We start from the raw sequence: 25747 nt of genomic DNA on the forward strand, positions 1-25747 counted from the left end.
TTCATTCAACGTCAAGCCCCTATTTGACTTGACGTTATTTATTACCGTACAAGATGACAAAAGCAAATTGTATACACGTCACGACGTACCGAACGTCGCAAATACCCACATGGAGAACCACGCCCATGTCTACACTCAAAGAACTCATACGCCGCGCACTGCGCGCCCAAATAGATTACTTGTCTCTCTACCGCGCTGGTCACAAGACAGTCGGCTGTCGCATCACACACATGATCGGCATTCCCATGATTATGGCGTCGCTCATCGCCTTTACTCTCTATCTAATTCCGATATTGAAAGTATCAGCATTTATTGTAAAGTGCGCCTTCAGCCCAACAGGCATGCAACATTTCCACTTCTTCTTGCATGTCGCTCTGCCCAATATCCTCCAGAGTGTTGCCACCACGCCGAGCGCAGTAACGAATTTGATGGCAGGAATTGCCCTCTTCACTGTCGGTTGGTTTCTGCAATTCCTCGGGCACGTCGCCTTCGAGAAGAACAGCCCGCTGTTTCTCAACAATCCATTCAATCCCCTGAGCTACACCACAGCCGTGATATTCACCGCCCAAGAGTACGGACAACTTATCACGCGCCCATTCAAACGCAAAAAATAAGGAGAACATCCATGGACCAACAAAAACCCAGCCGTCCCAAGCGTCGTGTCATATCCCAGGAAGAACGTAACGAGTTCTTCCGCAAACTCAACGAAAGTGTTGAGCGGCTAAAAGCAGATCCCGAAGCCTGGGCTGCATATCAAGCCGAATGCAAACTCTTCGATAACGCCGTAGGTGACGGACTCGAAGCTATGTAGGGGCGCATTGCATGCGCCCTTTGAGAGCAAGGGTTTACTCCCTTGCTCTCTTGTTTCACAACCCATAAAATAAAGGAACACTATGATCAAAAACCACAAAAAGAAAAAGACCTTCACTCAACTGACCGCTCGCCGTCGCAAAACCAAGCGCTTCTTCCTCAAGCGCAACATCGACAAAGCAGCCCCAGCCCTCGGTGGTCTCTTTTTCACAAACGACTATCTCGACGGAAAAAATGGTCTCGTTGATCTCTTCTTCCTCGGCAGAGGCAACAAGACCTTCTACAACGTAACTCTCCAGACTACTCGCTGTGATTACAAAGACAAAGTCCACCACATTGCCCGCGACAACGCCGACAAACTCGTGCCTGTCGACTACGATGCAGTCTGGGACAGACTCGCCGGCAAGAAAGTGAAAGGCGTTGATCCCTATGGACCCCACGAAGCCTTCGGTGGTCTCCGTCGTCTCGACTGGATCGATGCCGAAAGCCGCGTCGTCGCTGACGCCGGTACTGTGCAAGTCTTCGAAGAAGTCTCTCTTCACTACGACTATCGCTACGGTATCGGCTTGCACGCAACCATCGATGTCCCTTACCTCACTGTCGATACCATCAATACTTTCATCCGTGCCTTCCTCGCCAACGGCGAGAAAGCCTACCGCATCGAAAAACCAATCAGCTACAAAGCTGCTGAACTCAACTGGGACTACGACGACAGCGTCGCCTCCCTTGTTGATCCACTGGAAAATCCGCCGGTAAATCAGACCAGCGACTGATCGAACAAAACCCAATCAAAAGGAGCGAGGGCGCAAACTTCCCCGCTCTTTTTGATCTGATCCACTCACTCGTAATTCCGGACTCACCTGAGGAATCAACATGGATGCAAATGACAAACCGCCATTAACAGTTGCGAAAGTAGCAGACGAACTCAACGTCAGCGAAAAGTACGTCGTTGGATTGCTCGACGACGGCAAACTTCCTTTTAGCGAGACGACTGACGGTCGTATTGTTGCTTATGCAGATCTTGTGGCGTACAAACAGCAACGAGAGCTCCGCCGACAAGCGGCAATGGACGAGTTAGTTGCACAGGCTCAGGAGCTAGGCTTGGGCTATTAACCAGCGATAGCCACTCTGAGTGAAGCGAAGAGTCTCACATGTTAAAGACGTGAGATTCTTCGCGCTGCTCAGAATGACGTTCCTCGGCGTTTGACGTGAGCCTCTTCGAAAGGGCGCATGCAATGCGCCCCTACAGATCGACTGCCACCAGATTTTCGGATTTTTTGATGCGCTCTACTAGCTAGTATCGTAGTCTACTACTAAAAAAAACTAGAAACTAGGCCGTCCGCGCTTCTAGTTTTTCATTACGTTGACTCAGTAGAGTCACTAGGTTGATCAACCTGCTCCTTGAGAGCGGCAAGTACTTTCAGGGCAGGGAAGATCACTTCCTTCATTTCGTCTAGTTCGTAGTTGCCGATCTCACGACGGTCGAAGCGGCGGCAAACATCTTCCCAGAGTTCAAATAGCTTCTTAGGGTCAGTAAGCTGACGAGCTCTCTGTTGGAACTCAAGCAAATCGAATCGTTCCATAGTGTTATACCTCCAATAAAAAATGGCGGTGCATACGGGACTCGAACCCGCGACCTCTCCGCTGACAACGGAGTGCTCTACACAATTGAGCTAATGCACCGTGAAAAAGCGGACTATTGGATTAGTAGATTTCCAATTAGTCCGCCAAAGAGGGTTGGTCCGGAAAACCAGACTAACCCTCGGTCGCCAGGAAGCGGGTCTGTTCCAACCTGCACTTAGGCGATTGTTGTTATGTCCAGAGATACTTGCGGATTCGAATGAGGCGGTGGAGCATCTTTTGATCCTCCTTCTCCCATTCGTCGTCTTGCTTACAAGACTCTTCGCAGTATCTGTCCCAGGCAGCAGCAATTTTGCCATCGGGGTCATTGATGGGTTTGTCTTGCGCGCATATCGGCGGGAATACGTCGTATTCGTAATTCGCTTCTACACGAGCGGGGCGGATGCGCACCCACCAGCAGTAGAGTTTGGCGATTTCTCGACGAGCTTTGCGATTCTGGCGGTTCCAGGTCCAGTCGATATGAGTGAAGGGCTTTTCGCCTTCGACGAAATCAACCAAGACTTGGAATGGTGCGTGCAATAGTGTGTTGCATCTGTCTACCCATTGACCGTCTGGTAGTGTTTTGATGTGGAGTCGGTTCCAGTTCTTTTTACCGCGCATGCGTTTCTCCGAAAGTGGAACAAATAAAAATTAGCCGGCAGTGAGATTCGAACTCACGTAACCCGAAGGTGCCACATTTGCAGTGTGGTGACTTTGACCACTTATCTATGCCGGCATGGCGACGCGTAGGGGATTTGAACCCCTGTTCTCTCCGGTGACAGCGGAGTGCTTTAGACCGCTAAACTAACGCGCCGTGGAGTGACTGAGGGGACTCGTACCTTCAACCTTCTCTGTGTAAAAGAGCTGCTCTACCAATTGAGCTAAAGGAGTATGGTGCCACCAGTCCGTATCGATCGGACGACCTCCGGGGTTTCAAGCCGGCGCTCTTACCAACTGAGCTATGGTGGCAAAATAAAATACGCGCCCCGTAGGAGTCGAACCTACACCGGCCGGATTTGGAGTCCGGAATGCTGACCAATTACAACAGGGACGCATATAGAAAGATGGAAGCAAGATCCACAAAGTCGAATCTTGCCTCACGGTGTTACATAGCCCTTAGCGCGAACCTTACACAACAACGCTTAGAGCTGTTCACAACATTCATCGAGTAACTAAAGATCTATTTCTCTCTTCTCCCTCTAACATTGCTCGCACTGCAAGCTAGATATGTTCTGAGGTGAGGTGTTGGATTTGTTTCTTTAGTTGTGTTCTCCGATGTTGTTGTGGGGGGTGGAAAAATGTGTACCCAAAACTAGCCAACTGGCAGATCCGAATGCAAGGCCTTGACAAAGAAAACCGAAAAAATCCTGAACATCAATACTGGTAAGGCTTTTGGGTGTTTTCAGTAGGTTAGCGCTAGTTAAGACAGCAAAAATTGGCAATAAGTGGTTCCCCCACTGAAGTCGTCAGTAGGCACACTTCGTAGCCCTAGTGCAGCTCATTACAACGTGGTGGCACCCGTGGTGGCGTGAATTTGTTAGACTCATAGACGCACCTTTGCGACTCACACTTGAAAAGTTTCGCGTCAGCAATGCCACCATGGGAATACACGACATGCGCAATTGGCTCGCCATCGACATTGGCAATACATATATAAAGAGTGCGATTATCGGCAACGATTCCTTGGGCACCGTCTCCCGCTATGCCACTGCTAGCGTAGAAGAAGCAGCGAAACAGATACTCGCCGACGGCGCTAGCGAACCTATCGCACTTGCGTCCGTCGTACCAGCAGCAACCGAGTGCATCAAGTCGTTAGCACTAGCGAAGCAGCGCGAAATATTTGAAGTCAAACCAAACACACAGAAACTACTTTCCAACATGCATCCGGAGATGGGAGCAGATCGTATAGCTAGCGCAGCAGCGGCGTGGAAAATCTACGGCAAAGGGCAACCAACAATTGTAATGACCTTTGGAACCGCGACAACTCTGCTGGCAATTTCCGCCGAAGGAAAAATCGAGGGCGGCTATATCGCCCCCGGACTAACAATGATGCTCGATGTCCTGCATCAGCGCACGGCACTCTTGCCACAACTTTCCATCACCGAAGTAACAACCGAACTCGGGCAAGACACGCAGACTCACATAACCAACGGCGTGCTACTTGGACACATCGGCATGATCCGTTCATGGCTGGATGAGGCCAAGAGATCACTTGGCGCACCGGCAGTAACAGTAGCAACTGGTGGTTGGGACAAAGAATTGCAAAACCGACTTCACCTGTTCGATCACGTCGACGACGATCTCACATTGAAAGGCATTCACGTCATCGCGGAAAACGCATAACCGCAAATGCGGACAACCCCACTTCGTTGTTTCATCACTTAAACATTAGACACTGCGCTAAGTGCGCGAGTCTCGTTCTTCGTGTAATTCCCATATAGATCTATTTTTCAACGAATTAATGACATAAGGTGGATCTAATATTCATTTCAAATCGAATTGAACAAAAAGGTTTCTATATAAGCGCAAAAGCATAACAGGCAACACAGGCAGCATTTCTCTTAGTGGCAACAAGCCCTGCGGAATGAGCCCGTGTTGCCTTTGTGCGCGCAGATACAGCCACAGCAATATCTAGAAAGGAGTTCACCACATGCACATACTCATGATTTGCGATCCACCCGTTTCTGCACCAGGACAAAATACCGGCGGCACGCACCAAGTCGTTGCACATCACAAATATGAACTCGAACAGATGGGTCACAAAGTCACAGTTCTCGACGGTCGCCTGTTAGGCTCCATTCCCGAAGGATCAATAGCTTACGACCACGTAAAGCAAACACTCGAAGGACTCCAACTCGGCGCTGACACTCGCATCCACATCGTCACACAAGGTCAACTCGGCTTTCTGAGTCGCCGGTATTGTGTCGAACACAGTCTTGCATTCACGACCGCATATCACACCCAGTACCCTGAATATCTACGTGATCGCCACGGCTTCCAATCAGAACCCATCTACGACTACATCCGCTGGTTCAACCGCGCATCCAGCGCCGTCGTCGTTCCCACTCCAAGTATGGCTCAGCGTCTCGTCGACGCAGGAATACCACAAGCTGTTCCTTGCCTCCACGGTGTTGATACCGAAAGATTCAAGCCCAGGGAAAATCGATTTCTTCAAGTCAAATCGCCGAAATTCCTATACGTCGGTCGAGTCATGATCGAGAAGAATGTCGAAGCTTTCCTTAAACTGGATCTGCCCGGAACCAAAATCGTGGTCGGAGACGGTGTCCTGCGCAAAGAACTCGAAGAGCGCTACCCGGAAGTCCATTTTGTCGGCGTCAAAAGCGGCGAAGAATTGGCGAAGTTTTACGCCGCGGCAGATGTCTTTGTATTTCCAAGCCTAACTGACACGTTTGGGTTGGTAATGCTCGAGGCATTGGCTGCCGGTGTTCCGGTCGCAGCTTTTCCTGTAACAGGACCAGTAGATGTAATCACAAGTGAAAAAGTAGGGTGCCTCGACGAAGATCTAGAAAAAGCCGTAATGACAGCAATGCATCTATCCCCCAAGGACTGCCGCGACTACGCCCTAGAAAATACCTGGGCAAAATCAGCGGAAAGATTCCTCAACTTCCAAGTACCCTGCGGCGAAAAGATGTTGCCCGATCCATCCGTCAAAGAAGAAATGCCATTGGGCTTTACCTATGACGTGCTGGAAGCGATGGTGGCAAAGATAGAAGCTCTCTTGTTCTTCTAAACACCTGTCCAAAACTCGTTCTCATAAGTTCACAGCCACAATCTCGCGTGAGGTTGTGGTTTTTCGTCTTTGTTTAAAAGGAGATTGTTCAATGACTAACGAAATCAGCAACACCGCCGTAAACGTCAGCATCAACGATAATCAAACACCAGAAGAACGCGCAGTAGCAGAAGCCGTTTTGAAAGCAGCACACGAAGCGGAGAAAAAAGTCCGCAAAGAACAATTGGCACACTGGGCTGAACAATTCGTCGCCCAGGTTGAGAAAAGCGTGTTCGATCCATGTGACGCCCCAAATCTGCAAGTAAATCTCCTGAGGGCTCGCGAAACGAGAGCACAGCTGGCAGCAGAAGGTGGATCAGAGCTGACCACAAAATTCGACCAAAAGGTGCTTTCACTGATCTATGAGATGATCAAAACCAACAATCACACACTCATCTACCCGGTGATTGATATCGTCAGATCAGCCTTGCCTGCACGGTTTAACGGCAATCAAAATGAGCTTACCGTTTACATCAAGCTTGCCCTCGTCGAATACGCATTGGCTCATGCCGTCCACGATGATGCAGCAAGAGAAGCCGCAGGCGAAAACAAAAACGCAGGCAACCAAAACTACGCCGTCGAACGCAAAATCGAAGACGCAGTGTATGGCCAAGCGTCTCCTGAAGAAGCAATCGATGCGGCACAACTCGAGGCAAACAGACAAGTCTGGTGTGCCATCCTCGGCAAATCAGAACATGCACTCTACCTAAAGACCGCCTGCGAAAATCTCGCTATGGCATTGCTCGCCAGCGACAGTCCTGCCAACCCACAGTTGCTCAAACTCCGCACACTGCTCGACAAAATCCGCCGCGGCGGCTAACGCCTCGACTTTTATCACAGATCGGCGGGATTCCTGCCGATCTGTGTGTTGGATGAAACATGGGCGTACTAACAACAAACTCACAAGGAGATAAATCTATGCACGACATTCCATCCACCGCTCTCGGCGTGGCACTGCTGGCACTGATCGTTTTCGGAAGAAGTTATAAGCACCATCTTGAACTCTTCCGAGGAGATTGGCTCCTAGGTACTTTCAGACTTTGGCCCCTTGTCGGACTTCTTCTGGCAGCCGGCAGTCAGTACTTTCTGTGCCAAGGGATCTCGGATCAGTCGCTGATTGCTGCTATCGATGGTATTGCGCTCTACGCCGCGTACCTTCAAATCTGCCGCAACTACTAAAAATAACTACACCCCCAAAAGGAGACTTAAAGATGGATAAGCGTTTGATGATCGTAACCGGCTCAGCCAATCCCGAACTCGCCAAAGAAATTGTCGGCCCTGCCGGTGTCTACCTGACCGAATGCATTTCAAAAACATTCGCCGACGGTGAACGATACGTTCAAATCAGCAAAACTGTGCGCGGGGCAGACGTATTCGTCATTCAGCCGACGTGCAATCCAGTCAACGAAAACCTCATGGAATTGCTCATCATGGTTGATGCACTCAAGCGGGCTTCCGCTGAGCGCATCACTTTGGTAATTCCCTACTTCGGGTACGCAAGACAGGACCGCAAAGCTGCCGGTCGCGAACCCATTACCTCGAAGCTTGTCGCCGACATGATTCACACTGCTGGTGCCGATCGAGTAGTGCTCGTCGATTTGCATGCCGAGCAAATTGTGGGATTCTTCCACAAAGACGTCAGAGTCGATCACCTGTATGCTAATTCCGTCCACCTCAAATTCATCAAGTCATTAGGGCTAGAAAATTTGGTCGTAGTTAGCCCTGATGTCGGCGGTGTCAAACGCGCGCGTGCTTTCGCCAAGAAATTAGACGATGCACCTCTCGCCATTATCGACAAGCGACGCAATCCGAACGAGCACAACAAAGCAGAGAGCCTTGCCGTCGTCGGCGACGTAAGCGGCAAGAACTGCCTCATCGTAGACGACATCATCGACACCGGCAACACGATTATCAAAGGAGCCGATCTCCTCAAGAAAAACGGCGCCAACAAGATATACGTCTGCTGCACACACCCTGTGTTGTCCAACAACGCAGCCGCTCGCATTCAGGAATCTTGCATTGAGATGTTAATCACAACCAACTCGATTCCTGAAGACCCGGCCAATACCTGCAACAAAATAGAACGACTCTCGTTAGCAGGTTTGCTGACTGATGCCATCAAGCGAATTCACAACGACAAGTCGGTGAGCGAATTATTCGAATAGTAGGGACGCAACTGTTTCAAGGAGACCAATATGACAAAAGAAATTCTCATTCCATTTCCAGTCCCTACATCAACTGTTATCGCTTATCACGAGCGCGATCCGTACAAAGTCTGGGTCATCGAGCAAGCAAAGAAACACCGAGGTCGACTGACATTGGTCGGTGGTCGTTGCGAGCTGCCGGGACAATCTCATGAGACGTGCATCACGGATGAATGGCAACAAGAAGCCGGCGGGAATGGACCAGATGGCATCGCCGCCGAACTTACATGCTTGCAGTACTTCCTCACAAAAAACGATCGCTTCGCCGATCCGCGAGAAACCACTCTCGGAAAATTGACGAGCGGCAAATGCCCCAAGAAGCTGTTCAACCAGCCCATACTTGGACTCTACGGTAGCCCGGATGCAATTTACTTGGGGCGCGTCATCGGTATTCCGTACCCTAATGACGGTGAGGCAAAGCAGTGTCTCTTGTTCGACGTCAGAGACCTTGTGATTACAGAGACTGCCGACCAAAGCAAATTCGGTGCCCAACACGATCTCTTGTTGGGACTCTATCGTCGCTTCGTGGATCGCAAGTTTCACGGAACGAACGAAATGTTGACTGACATGAACGAATTGCGCAGTTCACTTCTCAGCATTCAAGCATCTGGCTGGAAGTAAACGTCAACACCAAGAGAGAGACAATTGCAATTGTCTCTCTCTTTTTTTTAGCTTTTTGGCACTTTTTGAGCTTTAAAATCGGGTTGTTTATCCCGTCTGCTCAAGTTTATCTACCCTATGTTCAAGCCGGGTAATGCGTTCATCGGTTTGATCTGTGCGCTTGTTTAACGACCCAAAACCCTCGGCAAGAATAACTCTGACTGAGTCCACACGCTGGTTTGCCTGCTCCACTTGCCTTTCTAAACTGCCGAGGCGTCTGTTCGATTCCACCAGTTGCCCTTCTACATTAACTAGGCGTTGGTCAACGCTGTCCAGTTTGGTATTTGTTACATCAATCCTTGCCCCCAGTCCGGCTTCCACCATGCCCAGTTTGGCATTGGTCTCGTCAATTCGTCCGCCAAGCTTGTCCCCAAGCAGGTCGATACCATCTCTAATGGATTCCAGTAGTTTTATCTGTTCGGCGCTCATATTAAAAACTCTCCCGCTGAAGTTGTCCTACTGTATAGACGTTTGAACACCCCAAAAAGTTCAATGGATTTACTACGATTCTAGCAAATTAACCACTTGGCACCTTTCTTTTTACTCTCTACTACTACCGCCTATCGTAACTTCACACAATCATACTTTGCATGCGTGATCGGTTAGAATTTATCTTTGACACGAGACAGCGCCAGCGACTATACGCCGGCGGCAAATTTAGCGACATCGCCAGGAGAAGACATGGACCAGCAGCTTGACGAATCCAAAGTGGATCTTAAAGAGGCAAGTACAAAGAGACGCATGTGGAAGCCACACGAGCGCCAAAAGAATGTCTTCAAAGGCAATAGTCACTGGGAGCAAGCGAAGATAGGCGAAGTTGATGTTGCACGCTTGTCGGTTTTGCCGCAGGGCGCTGCGCTTATTCCTGATTCATTTGGTGTTATCGCTACTCCTAGTTGGAAAGAAGTCAAACAACCAACGTTGCCATTTGGTTTTGATTGGCAGCAGACACTAGCCGGTCGATTTGATTTTTACTTTGAACTCAAAAAAGGTCTGCGCTGTCTAGCACTAGGTGAAAGATTCTCCGGACTAAATGTACGCGGTGAAAAGCACACGCTAATTAGTACTGACAATCCACATCACGATGAGTCTATGGATTCGATGTATAAACCCATACCATTCCTGGTTGTGGGCAGTCAGAATAAGTTTTTTGCCATCTTCATTGATAGTTCTGCCCCCTCGCGTTTTGACCTTGATACAGAGCTAACAGAAGAGGGACGCATCGAGTTATTTACTCGCCGCGGCTTTCGAGTCTACATTCTCGGCGGCGGGACATTGCCACAGCTTGTGGAAGCATTCACAACTCTAACCGGACGGGCAAAGTTGCCACCGCTATGGTCACTGGGTCATCAGCAATGTCGCTGGAGTTATCCAAATGAAGAGACGGTGCGCGAATTGGCTCATGAATTCCGCCAGCGGAAAATCCCTTGCGATACTCTCGTGCTGGACATCGATTACATGGATGAGTATCGCGTATTCACGACGAGCAAGAAGGCTTTTCCAAATTTTGAAAAGATGATTGCCGACTTGAAGAAAGAGAATTTCAATGTCGTAACTATTGTTGATCCAGGTGTAAAAGTCGACGACAACTACAAGCACTTCGTCGACGGCAAGAAGAACAATTACTTCTGCAAGAACAAAGAAGGCGAGGTATTTCAAGGCAAAGTCTGGCCGGGGGATTCGGCATTTCCAGACTTTCTCAAAGATGAAACAAGAAAGTGGTGGGCGGACTCGCATAAGTTTTACACCGATGCAGGCATTGCCGGCATTTGGAATGACATGAATGAGCCGGCATTTTTCGGCATAACAAAAGTCTTGCCAGCGGACTTCTCCGAGATGCCAGAGCAACACGCTGACTTTTGCTTGCATGACGCACAAGACGGAAAAATTCAGCATCTTGAAGTACGCAATCTCTACGGCTTTTTGATGTCTCGTTCCACCCAAGAAGGACTGCTGGCGATTCGTCCTAACGAGCGACCATTTGTACTAACACGCTCCGGCAGCACAGGCATTCAGAGATACGCCGCTGTTTGGTTAGGCGATAACAAGTCATGGTACGAACATCTCGGAAAGAGCATTCCCATGCTTCTTAACGTGGGACTCTCCGGAATTCCATTTGCCGGAGTAGATATCGGCGGATTCTGGGATGACGCCTTGCCGGAGATAGTAATTCGCTGGTACGAACTCGGCATCTTCTATCCATTCTTCCGCAACCACTGCAGTCTATCGGGACGCGGACAAGAAGCTTACGCGTATGCCCCGAACGTCGAAGGCATCGCGCGCAAGTTAATCGAGACGCGTTACAGCTTGCTGCCATATATCCGCGGGCTCTTCTGGGAGCATATGCGTACAGGCGCGCCATTAATGCGTCCGCTCATGTGGCATTTCCCAACTGATGCTATTGCTTGTGATATCGACGACCAATTCATGTTCGGCAGCGACATCCTTGTCGCCCCCATCGTCGAACGCGCGCATGAATATCGCACCGTGTACTTCCCAGCGGGCACCTGGTATCACTTCGAGACCAACGAAAAATACGAAGGCGGACGCCCCTACGTCATCAACATGCCGCTTGGAACAGTCCCCGCTTTCGTCCGCGAAGGCGCCATATTGCCGATAGCCGACGTCATGCAACACACTGGCGAGTATTCGGCAACGCCTATCACCTTCAAAGTATTCGGCAAGAAAGCCGCCGGACGCTTCTTCGAAGACGACGGCATAACCTTCGACTACGAGACAGGCAAGTACAACGAATACGAGTTGACCTTTACCGACGGCAAATTCACCGCCAAATCGGTGCACAAGGAATACAAGCCTGGTAACAAGTATACGTATCAACTTGCCGGCGACAACAAGTCAACGCCAGTGACGCTCTAACCGCAACTTCATCGTCATTCTGAGCGAAGCGAAGAATCTCGTAGCTTAAGTAGCGAGATCCTTCGTCGCAGCTCCGGCAGCTCTGTAGGGGCGCATTGCATGCGCCCTCTTCCCCTTTTCCCACCAACATTAGACACTACGCGAGCCTCGCTAAATTAATGTCTACGTGTATTTCCCACTAATTTACTGTCTATTTGATCTTCTCTTTTAATAGTGTAGAAGCATATTTACAGAACTTCAGTTCTACCCAGGTCGTTTTAAAACCAGCAAAACGCAAGCATAGTTTCCATTCACGGCATTTTTAGTTGGCAGCAAGCCTTCTAGGAGTGTCGTTGGTTTTTGCGCGCGTTGTTTTGCTTTGGAAACGAGCCTTTATTTGAGTTTAGACGGAGGCATTGCTTACATGACCAACAAATTTCAGGCGCATCCGCTTCCGACTGACTGGAAGCCGACCACTCTCATGACAGCGCTTGCCGGTTCACAGGCGCACGGCACACAGCTTCAATCATCTGATGTTGATACAAGGACATTGTTTATCCAGCCAACCAGAGCAATCTTGTCTTTTGGTTATAAGTACAAACCAGACAAGTTAGAAAACACCGATGAAAATGCATGGGAGCTTCATCGGTATATCGAGCTGGCGTTGAAAAACGAACCATCGGTGATCGAGACATTTAAGACGCCGTTCCTGTCCATCACCGATGACGGACTTGCCATAAGAGAACTTTTTCCTCACTTCCTGAGCAAAAGGCGAATACTGCACTGCTATCGCGGGAATGCGCACAAGCAGAAGCATTTGGCTGTGCAAGCACAGAACCAAGACAGAAGAAGCAAGTGTGCAGCTCATTATCTGAGAATTCTTTTCAATGGTATTGAGTTGCTTCAATCCGGCGACTTTACCGTAAGGATTGTCGATAGCGAAATTGGCGATGCTGTTATGCGCGCCAAGAAAGGGCTGCTGAGTCTGGACGAGGTAACGACTCTAGGGCAAGACTTGGAGGCACGGCTAGAGACAGCATACCTAAATTCAACAATCGATGAGCAGTGGAATCTTGATCCAATCAACGAGCTACTTTTGTCCCTGAGACAAAAGTACTGGTAAGCGTTATTACATGTCTGCGGAGGGTAACTAGTGTCCATATTTTTGGTTTTCCATCAGGATAGTGAAGATTACTCCCCTCAATTGAAGGGAGTTTGTGAGAGTTGGGAGAAGACCCAGAAATTTCTTGAATGTGATGGGGAAGTTCTGGGTTGTTTTATGGAGAAATATCTCGGCGATCGCATCTATGCGGTCGTGAATGATAAGTTTGAGGGAAAAGTTGAATGGCCCAGCTTCCCCTGGATGGGCGTGAAGGAAATCCTGGTCAATGTAATGCACGAACCCAGACATCCCGGAGACGTGCGGGGGGAGAGGACTTACAAGGTTGTCCTCAGTGAGTTTTGGCAGCCGCCAGAATATGGCGTGCAGGATTTGTTGAAAAAATATGGGTCCAAGCATTCGCGCTAGGACTAACAAGAAACGCTTCGGACTTAAGCTCTGAAGCGTTTCTTTAAGACACCACAGGAGAAAAACATGAAAAGTATTTGTGTAAACATCAACAATTATGACAACGCCGAGGTGACTAAGGCCAAACTCGAACAAATTAAAGCACTACCCGGCGTTCAAAATGCCGATTGGTTCAAGCCCGAAGATCGCATAGGAGACAAAGCCTATCGCAATCGATTCAGAAATGTTGCTTGGGTTGACGTAGCCGACAACGCGGACCTGAGCAAAGTCGTTGAACTCATCAAAACCTCTGCCAAGGTTCAGTCAGCAGTAATAATTCAACCAAAAGAGTCATACAACTTCGAACGCAATGAGAAATCCAAAGAAGACTTGGTCTCACGCCTGAACAGGATAATTATTCAAGATCTCTACTCCTGCAAGCGAATGATGGACGCCAACTATCCAACTCCTCATATGTGGTCAGCGCGATCCTACCGAAAGCTGGACAAGACTCTCACCAAGCAAGTTGGCTGGTTCAACGTCAACCTCGTCATCATCGAGACTCGTCTCACGCGCAAAGACCCCGAATACACGCATCGCACCGCCAACTTCTCCAAAGTCGTCAAAGCACAGGCAGAAGAAATCGCCGGCGACTTGAGAAAAATAGTCAACTCCAGCTTCATTGGCTGTAGCACATACACCATTGAAGAAATCATGGAACTTCCTCAGGAATGGGATGTAGGACGTATGGGACGCAGCGATACTGAAGGCGTCCGCGAATTCAAGATCGAAACAAGAGTCATACTCATCCCGCACCGGTACGATTCGATTATCTAAAACACAATAAGCGGCTTTGAAATATCCCAAAGCTGCTGCACGAAAAGAAAAACCCAAAAGAGCAGGACGTCTGTCCTGCTCTTTTTTTCGTCCTCACAAAACTTCGGAGGTTACCTATGACACAAGTATTCGTTGGGCAACAAATTCAAGTCAAATTCGTGAAACACAGAGGTTCAATTCGCGCGGAGAATGTCAAATTCACAAAAATAGCTTTCATTTCAAAACGCTGGACCAGCACTTCCCACCCGAAGTCCGAACAGCCTCGCGCTAGAGAAGAATGGATTTGCCAGATTATTCACGATACGCTGCCCGACAACCCAAGAAAAGGCGTTCTTATCCTAGCCCCTCTCCGCAAATTGACAGAACAAATAGACTGGCAGGTAAGTGAGCAACCCAAGAACAAAGAGCAGCTCCTCGTTACTAAAACTGCTCATCTCGGTGAAAGAATTCTCTGCACACAAACATTCTCGCTCAGCGAAGAATCAGCTATTCCCCCTGGTTGCCCCCAGGCTACCGTCAATGTAATTCAAAGGAAGCTGGACGAGATTCGTTACACCAAGCTACGGTGTTCGTCTTCCATATCATCCGTAGACGGAAAACACTGTGTTGTGGTCTCACTCTTGCACCAAGGCGTCGGCATGCAATCCTTCAATTTGAAGTCCGAGAGTGAAGTGAATCCAACGTGGCCCAACAAACTGAAAGAGCAAGCCAAACGCTGTTTGTTCCTCATCAATTACCAAGAAGAACAAGCGAAGAAAAGGCTTGAGCAAGTTCAAGCTCGAAAGCAAAAGGCAGAACTAGCAGGCCATCGCGCTATAGAAGCGGAAGCAGAACAGAGACGCAAGCTTGAACTGAACTTTAAGGGAGGCAAGCCTGTGTCAGTAGTGAGTATGACTTCATTCAAGGTGACCTCAAGCATCGAACAACGAATACTCATTCTGTCAAACGGCAAAACGGTGCAAGTCGCGAATATAGCAGGAATTTTTCGACATGGGTACTTCGTGGATTACGTCAGAATTGATTTACCCTGTGTGCCGATCCTTTCCTGGGAACATGCCTTCCTGCTTACTGAAGGCTCGGTCGTCAGTTACGAATATCCGTTTCAGTGGGTCAATGGCAGCCTAACCAACGGACTGGTCGGCTTTCCCAAACTTCGCCCGGAAGGCGCTGAATGGAGAAACTATCCAATCAACGCAATTCCACAAGATTGTTGGGAGCTTTTTCTGGCAGGACTTGAAGGCAAGTTCGCTGCAGACATTTTGCCCTGGCACACGCAAGTAACAGCCGAAGCTAAGGAAAAGAAAAAGCGCGTGATTAAACTAACGCCTAGACAAAAGGCGTTACAGGCAATCGTGCGAAAACAGATGTGGAAAGGCAAAGAAGACGACTACGTCGTCATCGGCACCAACCTCATCTTCAGCTACGAGACAGCACACGGCTCGATGCTCTATCTCGTAGATAATCCCGGCGTTGGTGCAATTTATGTCTTCACTGATATACAGAAGGCAAGACAATTGGCAAGCAACGCCATCACAAGAACGAAAGCAATTGAGCGCGGCGACCACCGAATTCTTCACAACGAAGGCTGGGAAGAGAAGGTGGAAGCTTTGCTAAGCGGCACAGTCTCACTCGCCAATCGGCAGCGCTCAACGACTAAACGAGTCGCATCAGGTAGATAGTTCGACAGGGAAGAGACAAAGGGCGCATGCAATGCGCCCCTACGATACAGGAGACCTAAATGAATTACTCAGATCAGTTTTGGAAGTACACACAAGAGCCATGCGGCTCCTGTCCCCTGCAAGCAGAAGGCACGCTTATATCAGGCGAAAAATTCTATTTTCGCCTGGAATATTGCCACGCCGGCATTTTCATTGCCGACATGAAGGCACGCCATGGCTTGGACAATCCCATTTGGACATCCTCAGCGTCGGTGCCTACGGTCACAAGGAAAGTCCCATCCTCCTGGCACGACGAAAACTACGCAAAGGAAGACATCACGGAAGCCATCGAATCACTCTTGATGGACTACGTTCTGTCAGTCGAAGGAAAGGACTTTGACGAAAACGAAGTTGTCGATTTGGCGAAATGGCGCCGTCGGCAGCACATCAAAAAACAACTTGAACAAAACAGCCACCAATAGGAGGGTGCAAATGAACACAATTCTGCACATCGCAGCCAGCATGCTGGTGGCGTATGTACTTGTGTCGTTAATTGAGTACTTGGTGCATCGGTATCCCATGCACAGCCCTCGATTAGCGAAGCATTTCAAAAATAAGTACTTGGAAGGGGCGTACAAAAATCACGCGTCTCTTCACCACAATCACTACTACTCTGTCTTTGATCACGAGGAAGACGAATTCGGCAGGGAGGTCGGTATTCCTGTCGGCGTCCGCAACAGTGTGTTTGTCGTTGGTCCATTCATTCTGTTGAGCTGGTCCATCGATCCAATTACTGGGGCAGCCGTCTTATTTTTCACCGCGCTTCACAATGTGGCATGGACGACTATTCACCGGGCAATGCACGATAGGTCCGCTCAGCATTGGTGGACTCGCACCGCGCTATTCGGGTTCTACACGCGATACCATTTCTTACATCATCGCCAGCAAGGCAAAAACTACAATGCCTTTTATCCCATGTGGGATTGGCTTTTAGGCACCCTTGCACAAGAACGCGAAAGTGATCGACTAGAAATGGAAAAGTCGCAATGGAGAGTGCGATCTCCTAGAGAACAGAGCAGGTTCTAACTTGCTTTGACAGCAAAAGAGTGCGCGTTTTAATGCCCACTCTTTTGCTGTGTCGTAATAATCCTGTTGGCTGTGTTGTCTTTTTAAGTCAGATAATTAACTATAGAGCACAGTTGTTACAACCACGCAGGGTGACAATTCTAAGATGCGGTCTGTTACAGACTTTGCTGAACTCATACCCACAGAAGATCGATTACATTGACAAGCACGACATTTTGATGCCACTATCGTTATAACGAAACTATGGCGGAGATAGCAATTTATGGACAGAGCAAAGCAACCTCCCAACAATAAGCAAAAAGTGCTTCCATTTGGTTGCATGAGTGACTCAGTTGAAATTCGAGGAGACATAGTCGGGTCACTGGAAGAACAATGGGATGCGGAGTCATAGCATTAGCCTAAGGAAACGAATACCCAGGGCTATCTTGGCGGCAGCGGACAAACAAATCCTCACCTATTCGAAAACAGGTGCTGTCAGCGCGCTGGCTTGCTAAATTTACATGCACGTGACAGGGCGCATGCAATGCGCCCCTACAAATACCAGGACAGGGAGGCGACGCATTGGTTCGTCACGAAGCGAGACTAGATATACCCCACCTTCTTGTCACTTGTAGCAGGTGGCAAGATGCGGAGGCGACGCATTGGTTCGTCGCCTATCGAGCGGCTTGTTAAGTTGTACTGCTCCACGAGTTGGTGTTGCAGACGACGAATGTACGACCGGCGCGGGGCAAGTTCAATCGGCTCGAGTCTGTCAATGACTCGCATGATTGCTTGTCGCGCTTCCTCGAGTGCAACTTCGGATTCTTCCTGGATATCTGATTCCCAGTCGACCGAACCGTACTGCTCCGTGTCTAAGTGCAAAGCTTCGCGCAGCGCTTTTTGAATTTGCGGCGTGTTATTGCTCTTCACTATATAGACAGGGATGCTCCGCGCTTCGGCAAGTGAGTGAATCTTCGCACCGGCTCGCGCGTAACTGCGCAAGGCAAGTATCGCGTCAGCTTCGTCTATAGACTTCACCACGTTAACAGGCAACTGCAACGTCTTAACCACTCGCTCCAGCTGACCCTTACTTACAGCATAGGGATATATATTAAGATGCGTCTCTTCCGGCTGCGGTTCAAACTCCGGCTGGAAGACATGGTCCATCTGATGTTGACCTGTTGCCACAGGCGACACTTCGCGTTGAAGAACAGCAACTTGACCCGTGGACTCGTCGCGGCGACGAATTTCCGGATGAATCTTCCAGCCACGCAATAGCTGGTCGACGGATTCGGCCACGTTGCGATGAACAGCAAGCGTCTGTCTATCAAGTATCTCCACGCAGATTTCAAAAGTCGGTTGTTGCGCACGTTCCAAAACAGTCTTTTGCGTACCGCGGCGGCGAGCTTCATCGTCACCGAGAGTTACTGTTTGAATGCCACCAATTAGGTCAACCAAAGTTGGGTTCTTGAGCAAGTTTTCCAAAGCATTACCGTGAGCGGTGCCGATAAGCATGACGCCACGCTCGGCAATTGTGCGAGCTGCTGCCGCTTCTTGCTCAGTACCAATTTCGTCAATAATGATGGCTTCCGGCGTATGGTTTTCCACTGCCTCGATCATCACCGCGTGCTGGTGGTCCGGATGACTTACCTGCATACGACGAGCGCGCCCGATAGCCGGGTGCGGCACGTCACCGTCGCCGGCGATTTCGTTAGACGTATCGATAACGACAACACGCTTATTCAACTCATCGGCAAGCACACGCGCCATTTCGCGCAGTTTAGTTGTTTTGCCGACCCCTGGCGGTCCCAGGAAAAGAATAGACTTGCCGCCTTCGACTAAGTCACGAATGATGCTTATCGTCCCAGAAATTGCTCGACCAACCCGGCAAGTAAGACCAATTACTTTGCCTGAGCGGTTGCGCATGCAAGATATGCGGTGCAGAGTACGTTCGATACCTGCGCGGTTGTCTCCGGAAAATTGTCCAATGCGTTTTATCGCAAATTCAAGATCTAATTCACTTACTGGTTCATCCGACAAGATGACCGCGTGCCTATCGTGATAACGGGCTTCTGGTTTTCGCCCTAAATCCAATACGATTTCGACAAGTCCGTCGGTGTCTTTCTCAAGCTTCGCTTTAACTTTGTCCGGAAGCATGGACAGAAAAGAGGATAGGTCGTCTGCAGGTGGGATGTATTCCATGAAATCATCTCCGTGATTCGATCATAACTCTAAGGTTGATTTGGCGCGATAGCCGGTCAAAACTGAAGTCCTGGGCTTTTACTTAGCCGGACTTGGCACCTCTTTCTATTAATCTGTCGGTCAACTGGTAAATTTAAATTTGAAATTCAGACGGGCTCTGCCTTTACGGATGCAAGTATAACATGAGATTTTAGAAATCAAGCCCCGCCAACTAGGGTCAACACATACTCAAACCATATGCATCAACAATACTATCGCCGACAAAACAGGGATATTTTAAAGAGCTGGACGTATAACTAATTCGATTCCCTTAATAATTTCAACGACCCGCCTCGGAGAAATGGTGCCAATCTTTTCCTTGAGATGCGATCGATCGACAGTAAATATCTGCGAGACATTCACTACGCTTTCCTGCTTGAGTCCAGCCTCGCCCTTGTTCAACCGCACATTACCCGGAGCTTCGCCTAGACTCATATTTGTCGTTAGCGCACAAACGACTGCAGTCCTAATTTTGCTTCTGTTAAACATACCGTTTTGAACAACAACCACAGGACGACGAAACCCCGGCTCCGATCCAGTCGGTTTTGCCAGGTTCAGCCAAAACAGGTCGCCCTGTTCTATCACTCAAAAGTCTCCATGATGTCGATTTGATACTCAAACATTGCCTCTACAAAGTCATCTTTGCCCTTCTTGTCTCCGTAGACTTTATTGAGTTTTGCAGTAACCAACTCTTCCCGGTAACGCTTCACGAATTGACGAGCAGCCAGTTCAAAGGCTCGACTGCGTGAAATCGACAAGCGACCGGCGACATCATCCATTGCTTCAAAAACGGATTCATCAATTGAAATTGCTGTTTTAAATTGCGGCATATTCGAATAAGTCCTTTGTTATACCCTTAGTATAACATATCGTTATACCCCCGACAATATTAGATTAGCTGGTGCGCTAGCTCCGCCTATGGGGATAGCATCAAGCAAATCCGCCAACTACCTGAAATTGAACTTCTCTATTTATTAGGGTGAGATGACTCTCGCACTCACACAAATCATCTCTAACTTAACGCCAAGACAAGCACCGCACTAGAAACGCATTTTCCCTAAAGCTCTTTTTCGAGCTTTAGCCGAATGTCGCGTGCGTACAACCATCAACAAGGAGACAACACTATGTCAAATCAATTTCCACCAACCGCCGGCGAATGGTACCAAGGACTTCCCAGCTGGAAGAAAGGTCTGTTCAATTTCCTCGCGAGAACCGTCGGTGACATGCGCGCCATGGAGTGGTGCGGTTATCACAAATACAAACAGCAAAGAGGTTAGAAAGTGCCACACCCTTTAACCAAGCTGACGATATTCGCCGGCTTCTCCGTCCTGGCAATTCTTGCCGCGCATGGATTAATCTGCGGTGAATATAGCATCGCTCTTGGATGTGCGTTAGTCGCAACGTGGCTAGTAACCACCAGCCTTATTGTTTCAAACAAATGGCTGAGCGCCACCTATCAAAGGCGGCTTACCAGCGTCACATTCATTGTCGCTAGTTTTTTAGCCCTCATCACATGCGGTAGCATGCAATACGAGGAAATAAGTCGCACACACAAGACGTGCGCGGTCCAACTTCAGCTGACCGAGTCTGGACAGTTGAAATCTTTCATCGACAACAAATAGGAGAAAAAATATGCCAAAAGCAAGAAGACTATCCAAACAACGCAAAGAAGAATTATTGAAAGACTACGGCAACGTCGACAATTCCGCCCAATTGATCGAAGTTGCAATTCAGTCATATTACGGAGACCACGCCACGGCAAGACTTGCCAAAGATAACCACGCCGTAATCGTCACCGGACTGAAAGCAAAAGAACTCCAATACATCCGCAGTATCTTTTCCGGCATCGTCGTGCAGGCAGGAAAGCCCAAGGACACACCAGAGCCGCCAACGTTGCGCGCCAAAGGAAAGCTCGAAGAATTGCGCAAAAACGTCGAGCTTTGCATTCTCGAAAGCATCGCCTGCTTCAACGAAGACTGGGTAGTGATGTCCTGGCGACAACCACGCTGCGAAAAAGCCTATGTCCACATCACAGTCAGCCGAGATGAAGGTGATGCCGAAGACGAAGGCAGCCCCGCCTACGTTCAAGAATGGATCGACACGATAAACGCCCTGTTCAGATCGAACAAAGTGAAGAGGCAATAACACCTCACGATGTTGTAGGGGCGCATTGCATGCGCCCTTGTTCTACCAACACAAGGAAAAGAACGATGAAACAACAAGTGATAATCTGTCACGAAAACTACTATGTAGTGAGCAATTCAATTACCGACTACGCGCCTGCCAAAGACGCGATTCTTGTAATTGATCGAACAACCTATCGGGTAACTGGCGAACCGGCTGTTTTCCTAAGAAGCAAGCCCGATGAAGACCTATTGAAAGATGCCGCTGTATTTGTTGCACAACTATGCAAGGATGACCCCGACTACCTCCGATTGCTAACTGCAGACAAGTTGCGAACCACCGACTGGCAAGATCAATTGACGTGCACCCCGGATCGCGTCGTAGTTGTTGCTGTGAAGCAAGCCGTCCCACAAAATTTATTCTATGAAGTGGAGGCTAAACTCCAGGAAAAATTGAAAAAGAAACAATAGGCAGAGGAACGCTGAGGGCGATCAATCGATAGATTAATTGCCCTCAGTTGTCCGAAGCACAACCAGTCTCACGGAGAAACCGGACTGCTTTTTCCGTCCCCCAATCTACTATTTTACATAGCGGGTTAAACTCAAATCTAAACAAAGGGATTATTCAACGCAACTCCCATAGGAGCAAAGTCGCTCACGTTGCGAGTAACAACAGTCATGCGATGCGTTAGCGCAGTGGCTGCTATCAACGCATCGCGATCTCCGCGTGGTTGCGGCACGTGCAATTTCGCAAATTGCTGCGCAACGGCTATGTCGATCGGCAAAATGCGATTGGAAAAGACCGGCAGCACATAGTCATTTAGCCAATCACGAAACATTTGCCCTTGTGCATGATCACGACGCTCGACCAACAACGTACCAACTTCGAGTTCGAGGATAGTGATGACGGAAAGATAGAGACTATTTGCTGAGACAGTAGAAGCCCATGCCAGCACTCCGCTGTTAGCCTTACCGGACTTCGCCTTTCTGAGCTCGGACACGACATTGGTATCAAGGAGATACATTAGGTTAAGTCAGCAGGACGAAAGAAAGGCCCGTCCATACGTGGCGGTTCAAACTCTACATTCTCTATGCCGGGCATTGCCAGCAACTCAACAATGTTGCCTTTCTTACCGGTGAGTTTTTCATAGTCTTCGATGCTCAATAAAACATGTGCAGGACGTCCGCGATCAGTAATGAACACCGGACCCTTTTGGGCCAGCTTTTTTGCTCCACTGGAGTCTTGATTAAACTCGCGACTAGACATGCTTGTAATAGACATCGAGACCTTCCAATGTAGATATGTTACTACATTTTTATACTGGTTGTCAATTAGCCCAGATTAGCAGTCAGCTCTTTCGCATCAGCAAGTGCCCGATCGACGATGTGGCTATGCCGCAATTGCTTGTCCAATTTTTTCCACTCTTCCGGGACATCGAAGATTCCCCAGTTGGAATTGATCGGCTGGAAATTTTTTGGATTGGCGTTTGTGATGTATCGAAGTAATGCACCGATCATCATGTTGGGAGAAATTGTAATCGGCTCTTCGCCATTAAAAAGGCGGGCGGCATTTCTTGCGGCAATTAATCCGGTGGCGATCGATTCGGTATAACCTTCCGTGCCGGTTAGTTGTCCGGCGAAGAATATGGTCGGCTTGTTTTTCAATTGAAGAGTCGGCTGCAAAACGACGGGACTATTTAAGTAAGTGTTGCGGTGCATCACTCCGAGTCGGACAAACTCCGCTTTTTCCAATCCGGGAATTAGGCGGAAGACTCTTTGCTGTTCGCCCCATTTAAGGTTGGTCTGAAAGCCTACGATATTAAACAAGTCGGCGGCGGCATTGTCTTGTCGAAGTTGGACAACCGCAAAATGTTTCTCGCCGGTTCGCGGGTCTTGTAGTCCGACCGGTTTCATCGGACCAAATCGCAGGGTCTTGTGTCCGCGGGAAGCAATTACTTCGACTGGCAAACACGACTCGAAATACTTCGTGTCCTTTTCGAAGTCCTTTAATTCAACCTTCTCGGCAGTGGTTAATGCTTCCCAGAAAATCTGGTACTCGTCTTTACTCATCGGGCAATTAAGGTATTCGCCGTCGCCTTTGTTATATCGACTTTGAGCGAAGACTTTGTCGAAGTTAATGGAATCGCGAGTAAGAATTGGGGACGCCGCGTCGAAGAAATGGAGTTGTTCGTGACCTGTCACTTGCGAGATGGATTTGGCGAGAGACTCTGTAGTTAATGGACCGGTGGCGACAATGGTAATACCTTGCTCCGGCAACTCGGGCAACTCTTCTCTGTGGGCGGTCACATTTGGGTGTTCCATGACTGCTTTAGTCACCGCGTCGCCGAAACCTTCGCGGTCGATCGCTAAAGCTTGTCCGGCAGGAACTCGATGTGTCCAGGCGAGTTCGATAAGTTTTGAACCGAGAATCTTCAGCTCTTCTTTGAGTAAAGCCGAGGCGCTTTTGGGATCGAATGAGCCAAGGCTATTTGAGCATACGAGTTCAGCCAACTTGTCCGTGTGATGTGCCGGCGTCATACGCTTCGGGCGCATCTCATAGAAGTGGACTTTTATACCGAGATTGGCCAACTGCCAGGCAGCTTCACTACCGGCTAGCCCGCCCCCGATAACGGTAACGTGCGGTGTCTTTTCCATGCGCATAGCTTAGCATGCGACGTTTTTTACCCCGGTGTGAACACACGTGTTCACATTTTCGCGGGTTCAGTCTCGGGGACTCGGATGACGTCGGGGAATAGGAGAAAGTGCTTGTTGAAGCTCAAGACTTTGGCTATCTGGTAGCGGCGCATTAGGGCAACCGACATTGCCGTGGTTAAGGAAAGCAATTGGTCCGAGTACTTCCTATGAATAACAAAGGCATTTTGCCGGTCTTCGTTTTGGATGTCCAGGACGGTACAAGCCGACTGATCGACCAGGCTTTGAATAGCTCGGGTGGCGAGAGCCTGGGATTTTCCATGGTAGACCAGCCACTTATGCGTCTCGGCTATAACCAGGTCCGAAGTCACTAACGGCTCCTCAATGGAAGCCACGAATTCCCGGGCTGCCTCCGAGTAGGGCGAAGCGGCATCGGCATCGAACAGGGCAATCCAGGCGATAGTGTCCACAAAAATCATGGCTTCTTATACTGCTGGTCTTCTATATTAGAAAGCTGGCGATCCAATACATCCGGTTTGTAAGTCGACTTATAGCCAACTGTACCCATAAGGGCCGACAAGGCAGATTTCTGCTTTTGGGTAAGGTCATCAACTGACTGGTCAGTTATCTCAAATAGATCATCCAACGAACAATGAAGGGCTCGGCTCAACTTAGCTAGGGTATCCAACTCAATCCGCTTCAACTTTCCCGACTCCAAATTCGAGATAGTTGCCGGCGTAAGTCCAGCAACCTTCGCTAGCTGCGATTGGCTCATTTTGCCACTTCGCGCCCTTAGCTCAGGTGTTCTCAAGCGTATGCGAAAACTTGTCATGAGAGAATCATTCGTTCTTTACAGCCCGTTTTTAGCATAAGTCTAGAAGCTATATTCGTCAAGTTAGTAGTTATATTTTTATAGTTAGCTATATCACTCTTGTCATGAATATATTCGGACACCGCGAGCGGCGCATAACTTTTTCGCGACGTTTATGCGACACAAATTGCTTAGAGGCTCGCGCAGCTAGCGGAGCAATTTGGTCGCCACCCTTGCTTTCTCTAGGCTCTTCTTTCTAGGGTTAGTTACTCATTGATCTTCTATTCAACAAAAGGCTTTCTCTAAACCAAACCGCAATCACTCATTGCACTTTCAGCATTTTCAGTCGGCAGCAAGCCTTCCGGGAAATGCTGTTGTCTTACGTACTTACTAAAAGGAGTCCCATCATGAACGACGAAAACAATCCATACCAGACAAGTCTCGGAAGCAAAATAACCCAGCGCTTGATCAACGGACTAAGCCGAGTTCTTCTACAGGAAAATTCCGTAGGCAGAGCTGTTTCAATCACCCGCGCAGATCTCATAACAGGCAAGACGTCACTTCGAGTCTCTCTGTATCTGCCGAAGATAATTGAAATCACCTACGTGCAAGAAAAAACCAATTGGTTAAATACTCTACCTCCTGAAACTCTCAGAGCCCAGGTTCTGGAATACATCCGGGATGGAATTGCCGATGTTCTCAGCCAGGCTAAGATTCAATCCGAAGTCGTGTACGTTCGCTACAAGGACCAAGAGTCCGTAGCGCAGTTCGAAGTAGTTTTGGATGATCTGGCAATCGTGGAAAAGGAATTCCTGCCACGAGTTATCGAAATCGAATACGCCTAATTCCATTAAACCGTTCTGCCCCCAGGACGGTTTTCTTTTCGGAAGTTATACTATCGTTTATAGTTATT

33 protein-coding genes and 5 tRNA genes are annotated in these 25747 nt (G+C 48.8%); 22 read left to right on the forward strand and 16 right to left on the reverse strand.

The window, feature by feature from the left end; all coding sequences use genetic code 11:
* The first annotated feature begins 125 nt into the window (after positions 1-125).
* From K2Y22_13950 to K2Y22_13965, 4 genes are all read left to right on the forward strand, one after another.
* The gene (locus K2Y22_13950; GenBank protein MBX9879560.1) at positions 126-614 is read left to right on the forward strand and encodes a DUF962 domain-containing protein; all 489 of its coding nucleotides are present in this window, start codon (positions 126-128) and stop codon (positions 612-614) included.
* A gap of 11 nt (positions 615-625) precedes the next feature.
* Entirely contained in the window at positions 626-811 is a 186-nt protein-coding gene (locus K2Y22_13955) for a hypothetical protein (protein ID MBX9879561.1), read from the forward strand.
* An 82-nt stretch (positions 812-893) separates the two neighbouring features.
* Positions 894-1583 (forward strand): hypothetical protein, encoded by a 690-nt coding sequence (locus K2Y22_13960; GenBank protein MBX9879562.1) that lies wholly within the window; start codon positions 894-896, stop codon positions 1581-1583.
* A gap of 100 nt (positions 1584-1683) precedes the next feature.
* Positions 1684-1923 (forward strand): helix-turn-helix domain-containing protein, encoded by a 240-nt coding sequence (locus K2Y22_13965; protein ID MBX9879563.1) that lies wholly within the window; start codon positions 1684-1686, stop codon positions 1921-1923.
* Positions 1924-2168: 245 nt separating this feature from the next.
* Here the strand turns inward: K2Y22_13965 and K2Y22_13970 are convergent, their stop codons facing one another.
* From K2Y22_13970 to K2Y22_14000, 7 genes are all read right to left on the reverse strand, one after another.
* Positions 2169-2393, reverse strand: a complete 225-nt coding sequence (locus tag K2Y22_13970; GenBank protein ID MBX9879564.1) for a hypothetical protein — start codon at positions 2391-2393, stop codon at positions 2169-2171.
* Between the two features lie 23 nt (positions 2394-2416).
* Positions 2417-2493, reverse strand: a tRNA-Asp gene (locus K2Y22_13975).
* Positions 2494-2622: 129 nt separating this feature from the next.
* Entirely contained in the window at positions 2623-3051 is a 429-nt protein-coding gene (locus K2Y22_13980) for a hypothetical protein (GenBank protein ID MBX9879565.1), read from the reverse strand.
* Between the two features lie 32 nt (positions 3052-3083).
* A tRNA-Cys gene (locus K2Y22_13985) sits at positions 3084-3166 on the reverse strand.
* A gap of 1 nt (position 3167) precedes the next feature.
* Positions 3168-3244, reverse strand: a tRNA-Asp gene (locus K2Y22_13990).
* A gap of 78 nt (positions 3245-3322) precedes the next feature.
* A tRNA-Phe gene (locus K2Y22_13995) sits at positions 3323-3399 on the reverse strand.
* A gap of 11 nt (positions 3400-3410) precedes the next feature.
* A tRNA-Trp gene (locus tag K2Y22_14000) sits at positions 3411-3484 on the reverse strand.
* Positions 3485-3921: 437 nt separating this feature from the next.
* Here K2Y22_14000 and K2Y22_14005 point away from each other — a divergent pair.
* From K2Y22_14005 to K2Y22_14030, 6 genes are all read left to right on the forward strand, one after another.
* Complete coding sequence (locus K2Y22_14005; GenBank protein ID MBX9879566.1) at positions 3922-4773, forward strand: type III pantothenate kinase; 852 nt, start codon at positions 3922-3924, stop codon at positions 4771-4773.
* 307 nt (positions 4774-5080) lie between these two features.
* Complete coding sequence (locus K2Y22_14010; GenBank protein ID MBX9879567.1) at positions 5081-6181, forward strand: glycosyltransferase family 1 protein; 1101 nt, start codon at positions 5081-5083, stop codon at positions 6179-6181.
* Positions 6182-6272: 91 nt separating this feature from the next.
* On the forward strand, positions 6273-7040 hold the full coding sequence (locus tag K2Y22_14015) for a hypothetical protein (GenBank protein ID MBX9879568.1): 768 nt from the start codon (positions 6273-6275) through the stop codon (positions 7038-7040).
* A gap of 98 nt (positions 7041-7138) precedes the next feature.
* Entirely contained in the window at positions 7139-7399 is a 261-nt protein-coding gene (locus K2Y22_14020) for a hypothetical protein (GenBank protein ID MBX9879569.1), read from the forward strand.
* A gap of 47 nt (positions 7400-7446) precedes the next feature.
* Complete coding sequence (locus K2Y22_14025; protein MBX9879570.1) at positions 7447-8385, forward strand: ribose-phosphate pyrophosphokinase; 939 nt, start codon at positions 7447-7449, stop codon at positions 8383-8385.
* A 30-nt stretch (positions 8386-8415) separates the two neighbouring features.
* Entirely contained in the window at positions 8416-9045 is a 630-nt protein-coding gene (locus K2Y22_14030) for a hypothetical protein (protein MBX9879571.1), read from the forward strand.
* Between the two features lie 87 nt (positions 9046-9132).
* Here K2Y22_14030 and K2Y22_14035 read toward each other — a convergent pair whose 3' ends face one another.
* The gene (locus K2Y22_14035; protein ID MBX9879572.1) at positions 9133-9513 is read right to left on the reverse strand and encodes a hypothetical protein; all 381 of its coding nucleotides are present in this window, start codon (positions 9511-9513) and stop codon (positions 9133-9135) included.
* A gap of 252 nt (positions 9514-9765) precedes the next feature.
* On the opposite strand from K2Y22_14035, the gene K2Y22_14040 reads away from it, so the two are divergent.
* The 7 genes from K2Y22_14040 to K2Y22_14070 all read left to right on the forward strand — a co-directional run bounded on the left by K2Y22_14040 (position 9766) and on the right by K2Y22_14070 (position 17028).
* Positions 9766-11961 (forward strand): DUF5110 domain-containing protein, encoded by a 2196-nt coding sequence (locus K2Y22_14040; protein MBX9879573.1) that lies wholly within the window; start codon positions 9766-9768, stop codon positions 11959-11961.
* A 403-nt stretch (positions 11962-12364) separates the two neighbouring features.
* Complete coding sequence (locus K2Y22_14045) at positions 12365-13063, forward strand: nucleotidyltransferase domain-containing protein (protein ID MBX9879574.1); 699 nt, start codon at positions 12365-12367, stop codon at positions 13061-13063.
* A gap of 30 nt (positions 13064-13093) precedes the next feature.
* Positions 13094-13468: a hypothetical protein gene (locus tag K2Y22_14050; protein ID MBX9879575.1), complete on the forward strand. Its 375-nt coding sequence runs from the start codon at positions 13094-13096 to the stop codon at positions 13466-13468.
* Positions 13469-13534: 66 nt separating this feature from the next.
* On the forward strand, positions 13535-14284 hold the full coding sequence (locus K2Y22_14055) for a hypothetical protein (protein ID MBX9879576.1): 750 nt from the start codon (positions 13535-13537) through the stop codon (positions 14282-14284).
* A gap of 116 nt (positions 14285-14400) precedes the next feature.
* Complete coding sequence (locus K2Y22_14060) at positions 14401-15963, forward strand: hypothetical protein (GenBank protein MBX9879577.1); 1563 nt, start codon at positions 14401-14403, stop codon at positions 15961-15963.
* 59 nt (positions 15964-16022) lie between these two features.
* Entirely contained in the window at positions 16023-16424 is a 402-nt protein-coding gene (locus K2Y22_14065; GenBank protein ID MBX9879578.1) for a hypothetical protein, read from the forward strand.
* A gap of 10 nt (positions 16425-16434) precedes the next feature.
* Entirely contained in the window at positions 16435-17028 is a 594-nt protein-coding gene (locus K2Y22_14070) for a sterol desaturase family protein (GenBank protein MBX9879579.1), read from the forward strand.
* Between the two features lie 582 nt (positions 17029-17610).
* Here the strand turns inward: K2Y22_14070 and K2Y22_14075 are convergent.
* The 3 genes from K2Y22_14075 to K2Y22_14085 form a co-directional block, all read right to left on the reverse strand.
* Positions 17611-19209 carry an AAA family ATPase gene (locus K2Y22_14075; GenBank protein ID MBX9879580.1) on the reverse strand — a complete coding sequence of 533 codons (1599 nt, stop codon included), beginning with the start codon at positions 19207-19209 and terminating at the stop codon, positions 17611-17613.
* Between the two features lie 276 nt (positions 19210-19485).
* Positions 19486-19833 (reverse strand): type II toxin-antitoxin system PemK/MazF family toxin, encoded by a 348-nt coding sequence (locus K2Y22_14080; GenBank protein MBX9879581.1) that lies wholly within the window; start codon positions 19831-19833, stop codon positions 19486-19488.
* Positions 19830-20078 (reverse strand): hypothetical protein, encoded by a 249-nt coding sequence (locus K2Y22_14085; GenBank protein ID MBX9879582.1) that lies wholly within the window; start codon positions 20076-20078, stop codon positions 19830-19832. Before K2Y22_14085 ends, K2Y22_14080 begins: the two co-directional genes overlap by 4 nt.
* Positions 20079-20372: 294 nt before the next feature.
* Here K2Y22_14085 and K2Y22_14090 point away from each other — a divergent pair, with 294 nt between their 5' ends.
* The 4 genes from K2Y22_14090 (at position 20373) to K2Y22_14105 (ending at position 21842) form a co-directional block, all read left to right on the forward strand.
* Positions 20373-20525: a hypothetical protein gene (locus K2Y22_14090; protein ID MBX9879583.1), complete on the forward strand. Its 153-nt coding sequence runs from the start codon at positions 20373-20375 to the stop codon at positions 20523-20525.
* Between the two features lie 3 nt (positions 20526-20528).
* On the forward strand, positions 20529-20870 hold the full coding sequence (locus K2Y22_14095) for a hypothetical protein (protein ID MBX9879584.1): 342 nt from the start codon (positions 20529-20531) through the stop codon (positions 20868-20870).
* Positions 20871-20880: 10 nt separating this feature from the next.
* Positions 20881-21393 carry a hypothetical protein gene (locus K2Y22_14100; protein MBX9879585.1) on the forward strand — a complete coding sequence of 171 codons (513 nt, stop codon included), beginning with the start codon at positions 20881-20883 and terminating at the stop codon, positions 21391-21393.
* Positions 21394-21458: 65 nt separating this feature from the next.
* The gene (locus K2Y22_14105; protein ID MBX9879586.1) at positions 21459-21842 is read left to right on the forward strand and encodes a hypothetical protein; all 384 of its coding nucleotides are present in this window, start codon (positions 21459-21461) and stop codon (positions 21840-21842) included.
* A gap of 137 nt (positions 21843-21979) precedes the next feature.
* Here K2Y22_14105 and K2Y22_14110 read toward each other — a convergent pair whose 3' ends face one another.
* The 5 genes from K2Y22_14110 to K2Y22_14130 are packed head-to-tail and all read right to left on the reverse strand — an operon-like array spanning position 21980 to position 24798.
* Entirely contained in the window at positions 21980-22372 is a 393-nt protein-coding gene (locus K2Y22_14110; protein MBX9879587.1) for a type II toxin-antitoxin system VapC family toxin, read from the reverse strand.
* Positions 22373-22395: 23 nt separating this feature from the next.
* Complete coding sequence (locus tag K2Y22_14115) at positions 22396-22653, reverse strand: type II toxin-antitoxin system Phd/YefM family antitoxin (GenBank protein MBX9879588.1); 258 nt, start codon at positions 22651-22653, stop codon at positions 22396-22398.
* A gap of 50 nt (positions 22654-22703) precedes the next feature.
* Positions 22704-24026 (reverse strand): methylenetetrahydrofolate--tRNA-(uracil(54)-C(5))-methyltransferase (FADH(2)-oxidizing) TrmFO, encoded by a 1323-nt coding sequence (gene trmFO / locus K2Y22_14120; GenBank protein MBX9879589.1) that lies wholly within the window; start codon positions 24024-24026, stop codon positions 22704-22706.
* Positions 24027-24076: 50 nt separating this feature from the next.
* Positions 24077-24502, reverse strand: coding sequence for a PIN domain-containing protein (locus tag K2Y22_14125; GenBank protein ID MBX9879590.1), 426 nt, complete (start codon positions 24500-24502; stop codon positions 24077-24079).
* Positions 24499-24798, reverse strand: coding sequence for a helix-turn-helix transcriptional regulator (locus K2Y22_14130; GenBank protein ID MBX9879591.1), 300 nt, complete (start codon positions 24796-24798; stop codon positions 24499-24501). The genes K2Y22_14125 and K2Y22_14130 overlap by 4 nt, the downstream gene beginning before the upstream one ends.
* A 443-nt stretch (positions 24799-25241) precedes the next feature.
* Between K2Y22_14130 and K2Y22_14135 the strand changes: the two genes are divergently transcribed.
* Entirely contained in the window at positions 25242-25679 is a 438-nt protein-coding gene (locus K2Y22_14135; GenBank protein ID MBX9879592.1) for a hypothetical protein, read from the forward strand.
* Positions 25680-25747 lie beyond the last annotated feature (68 nt).

The organism is Candidatus Obscuribacterales bacterium, from assembly GCA_019744775.1.
GTDB lineage: Bacteria > Cyanobacteriota > Vampirovibrionia > Obscuribacterales > Obscuribacteraceae > SBAT01.

Excerpts from the sequence above, each read along its gene's own strand:
- K2Y22_13950 (MBX9879560.1), top strand. The coding sequence starts at position 126 with ATGTCTACACTCAAAGAACTCATACGCCGCGCACTGCGCGCCCAAATA.
- K2Y22_14025 (MBX9879570.1), top strand. The coding sequence starts at position 7,447 with ATGATCGTAACCGGCTCAGCCAATCCCGAACTCGCCAAAGAAATTGTC.
- K2Y22_14125 (MBX9879590.1), bottom strand. The coding sequence starts at position 24,502 with ATGATTTTTGTGGACACTATCGCCTGGATTGCCCTGTTCGATGCCGAT.
- K2Y22_14090 (MBX9879583.1), top strand. The coding sequence starts at position 20,373 with ATGTCAAATCAATTTCCACCAACCGCCGGCGAATGGTACCAAGGACTT.
- K2Y22_13960 (MBX9879562.1), top strand. The coding sequence starts at position 894 with ATGATCAAAAACCACAAAAAGAAAAAGACCTTCACTCAACTGACCGCT.
- K2Y22_14020 (MBX9879569.1), top strand. The coding sequence starts at position 7,139 with ATGCACGACATTCCATCCACCGCTCTCGGCGTGGCACTGCTGGCACTG.
- K2Y22_14065 (MBX9879578.1), top strand. The coding sequence starts at position 16,023 with ATGAATTACTCAGATCAGTTTTGGAAGTACACACAAGAGCCATGCGGC.
- K2Y22_14035 (MBX9879572.1), bottom strand. The coding sequence starts at position 9,513 with ATGAGCGCCGAACAGATAAAACTACTGGAATCCATTAGAGATGGTATC.
- K2Y22_13970 (MBX9879564.1), bottom strand. The coding sequence starts at position 2,393 with ATGGAACGATTCGATTTGCTTGAGTTCCAACAGAGAGCTCGTCAGCTT.
- K2Y22_13980 (MBX9879565.1), bottom strand. The coding sequence starts at position 3,051 with ATGCGCGGTAAAAAGAACTGGAACCGACTCCACATCAAAACACTACCA.
- K2Y22_14130 (MBX9879591.1), bottom strand. The coding sequence starts at position 24,798 with ATGAGCCAATCGCAGCTAGCGAAGGTTGCTGGACTTACGCCGGCAACT.
- K2Y22_14135 (MBX9879592.1), top strand. The coding sequence starts at position 25,242 with ATGAACGACGAAAACAATCCATACCAGACAAGTCTCGGAAGCAAAATA.
- K2Y22_14015 (MBX9879568.1), top strand. The coding sequence starts at position 6,273 with ATGACTAACGAAATCAGCAACACCGCCGTAAACGTCAGCATCAACGAT.
- K2Y22_14070 (MBX9879579.1), top strand. The coding sequence starts at position 16,435 with ATGAACACAATTCTGCACATCGCAGCCAGCATGCTGGTGGCGTATGTA.
- K2Y22_14100 (MBX9879585.1), top strand. The coding sequence starts at position 20,881 with ATGCCAAAAGCAAGAAGACTATCCAAACAACGCAAAGAAGAATTATTG.
- K2Y22_14075 (MBX9879580.1), bottom strand. The coding sequence starts at position 19,209 with ATGGAATACATCCCACCTGCAGACGACCTATCCTCTTTTCTGTCCATG.
- K2Y22_14040 (MBX9879573.1), top strand. The coding sequence starts at position 9,766 with ATGGACCAGCAGCTTGACGAATCCAAAGTGGATCTTAAAGAGGCAAGT.
- K2Y22_14010 (MBX9879567.1), top strand. The coding sequence starts at position 5,081 with ATGCACATACTCATGATTTGCGATCCACCCGTTTCTGCACCAGGACAA.
- K2Y22_14105 (MBX9879586.1), top strand. The coding sequence starts at position 21,459 with ATGAAACAACAAGTGATAATCTGTCACGAAAACTACTATGTAGTGAGC.
- trmFO (MBX9879589.1), bottom strand. The coding sequence starts at position 24,026 with ATGGAAAAGACACCGCACGTTACCGTTATCGGGGGCGGGCTAGCCGGT.
- K2Y22_14030 (MBX9879571.1), top strand. The coding sequence starts at position 8,416 with ATGACAAAAGAAATTCTCATTCCATTTCCAGTCCCTACATCAACTGTT.
- K2Y22_14115 (MBX9879588.1), bottom strand. The coding sequence starts at position 22,653 with ATGTCTATTACAAGCATGTCTAGTCGCGAGTTTAATCAAGACTCCAGT.
- K2Y22_14060 (MBX9879577.1), top strand. The coding sequence starts at position 14,401 with ATGACACAAGTATTCGTTGGGCAACAAATTCAAGTCAAATTCGTGAAA.
- K2Y22_14055 (MBX9879576.1), top strand. The coding sequence starts at position 13,535 with ATGAAAAGTATTTGTGTAAACATCAACAATTATGACAACGCCGAGGTG.
- K2Y22_14045 (MBX9879574.1), top strand. The coding sequence starts at position 12,365 with ATGACCAACAAATTTCAGGCGCATCCGCTTCCGACTGACTGGAAGCCG.
- K2Y22_13955 (MBX9879561.1), top strand. The coding sequence starts at position 626 with ATGGACCAACAAAAACCCAGCCGTCCCAAGCGTCGTGTCATATCCCAG.
- K2Y22_14085 (MBX9879582.1), bottom strand. The coding sequence starts at position 20,078 with ATGCCGCAATTTAAAACAGCAATTTCAATTGATGAATCCGTTTTTGAA.
- K2Y22_13965 (MBX9879563.1), top strand. The coding sequence starts at position 1,684 with ATGGATGCAAATGACAAACCGCCATTAACAGTTGCGAAAGTAGCAGAC.